Source organism: Bradyrhizobium sp. in8p8 (genome assembly GCF_000426845.1).
GTDB lineage: Bacteria > Pseudomonadota > Alphaproteobacteria > Rhizobiales > Xanthobacteraceae > Bradyrhizobium > Bradyrhizobium japonicum_C.
On the sequence record NZ_AUGD01000047.1, the window covers coordinates 1 to 2,135 of the forward strand.

1 protein-coding gene is annotated in these 2,135 nt (G+C 66.8%); it reads left to right on the plus strand.

Annotated features, from left to right (window positions below; all coding sequences use genetic code 11):
• Positions 1-2,135 (plus strand): chemotaxis protein CheA (locus K408_RS0136680; protein ID WP_024343508.1); only part of this gene is annotated, 2,135 nt, incomplete at both ends.

Sequence of the window (2,135 nt, forward strand, 5' to 3'; positions counted from 1 at the left end):
CTGTCCTCGATCGACCGCATCAAGGAGATCCTGGCAGGCCTGGAGGCGACCGAAGCGGAGCCCGAGGGTAACGACCGCGACCTCATCGACAAGCTGGAAGCGATGGTCGAGCAGGGCATGGCGGCCATGGCTGCCGGTTCAACGGCTGCAGGTTCAATGGCCGGTGCCGTTACGCCGGTTGCCGATGCCCCGCCGCTGGCGCCGGAACCGCCGGCTGCCGCTGCGCCCGCACCCGCAAAAGAGCTGACCACGGGCACGCTGATCGAGCAGACCCTGGAGCGCCCGTTGCGTCCGGGCGAGGTCTCGCTCGACGAGCTCGAGCGCGCCTTCCGCGAGACCGCGATCGAAGCGCCGGCGCCCGCGCCCGTGGCAAAGGCCGAGCCCGCCGCCGAAGCGCCTGTCGCGGACGCCAAGCCCGCCAAGGAGAGGGCCGCGCCGAAGAAGTCGATCGCCGACGAGACGGCGAGCGAGGGCGACCGCATCGCCAACCAGTCGATCCGCGTCAACGTGGATACGCTGGAGCATCTGATGACCATGGTCTCCGAGCTGGTCCTGACCCGCAACCAGCTCCTGGAGATCTCCCGCCGCAACGAGGACACCGAGTTCAAGGTGCCGTTGCAGCGCCTCTCCAACGTCACCGCCGAGCTGCAGGAAGGCGTCATGAAGACGCGCATGCAGCCGATCGGCAATGCCTGGCAGAAGCTGCCCCGCATCGTCCGCGATCTCTCGTCCGAACTCGGCAAGCAGATCGAGCTGGAGATGCACGGCGCCGACACCGAGCTCGACCGCCAGGTGCTCGACCTGATCAAGGACCCGCTCACCCACATGGTGCGCAATTCCGCCGATCATGGCCTTGAGACCCCCGCCGAGCGACTGGCCGCCGGCAAGGGCGAGCAGGGCACCATTCGCCTGTCCGCCTATCACGAGGGCGGCCACATCATCATCTGCATCGCCGACAACGGAAGAGGCCTCAACACCGAGAAGATCAAGGCCAAGGCGCTCTCGTCAGGTCTCGTCACCGAGGCCGAGCTCGAGAAGATGAGCGAAGCCCAGATCCACAAGTTCATCTTCGCGCCGGGCTTCTCGACCGCGGCCGCCGTCACCTCGGTCTCGGGCCGCGGCGTCGGCATGGACGTGGTGCGCACCAATATCGACCAGATCGGCGGCACCATCGACATCAAGAGCGTGGCGGGCGAGGGAAGCTCGGTCACCATCAAGATCCCGCTGACGCTCGCCATCGTCTCGGCCCTGATCGTGGAGGCCGCCGGCGACCGCTTTGCCATCCCGCAGCTCTCGGTGGTCGAGCTGGTGCGCGCCCGCGCCAACTCCGAGCATCGCATCGAGCGCATCAAGGACACCGCCGTCCTGCGCCTGCGCAACAAGCTGCTGCCGCTGATCCACCTGAAGAAGCTGCTCAAGATCGACGACGGCGCGGCCTCCGATCCCGAGAACGGCTTCATCGTGGTGACGCAGGTCGGCAGCCAGACTTTTGGCATCGTCGTCGACGGCGTGTTCCACACCGAGGAGATCGTGGTCAAGCCGATGTCGACCAAGCTGCGTCACATCGACATGTTCTCCGGCAACACCATCCTGGGCGATGGCGCGGTCATCATGATCATCGACCCCAACGGCATTGCCAAGGCGCTCGGCGCCGCCGGCTCCTCGGCCCATGACATGGGCGACGAGAACGGGGCCCATCACATCGGCTCGGGCGAGCAGACCACCTCGCTGCTGGTGTTCCGCGCCGGCTCGTCGCAGCCCAAGGCGGTCCCGCTCGGGCTGGTCACGCGCCTGGAAGAGCTGCCGGCCGACAAGATCGAGTTCTCGAACGGCCGCTACATGGTGCAGTACCGCGAGCAGCTGATGCCGCTGGTGGCCATGGAAGGCGTCACCATTGCGAGCCAGGGTGCCCAGCCGATCCTGGTGTTCGCCGACGACGGCCGCTCCATGGGCCTCGTCGTCGACGAGATCATCGACATCGTCGAGGAACGGCTCAACATCGAGGTCGGCGGCTCGGGTTCGGGCATTCTGGGCTCGGCCGTGATCAAGGGCCAGGCCACCGAGGTGATCGACGTCGGCCACTTCCTGCCCATGGCGTTCTCCGACTGGTTCACCCGCAAGGAGATGAAGCCGTC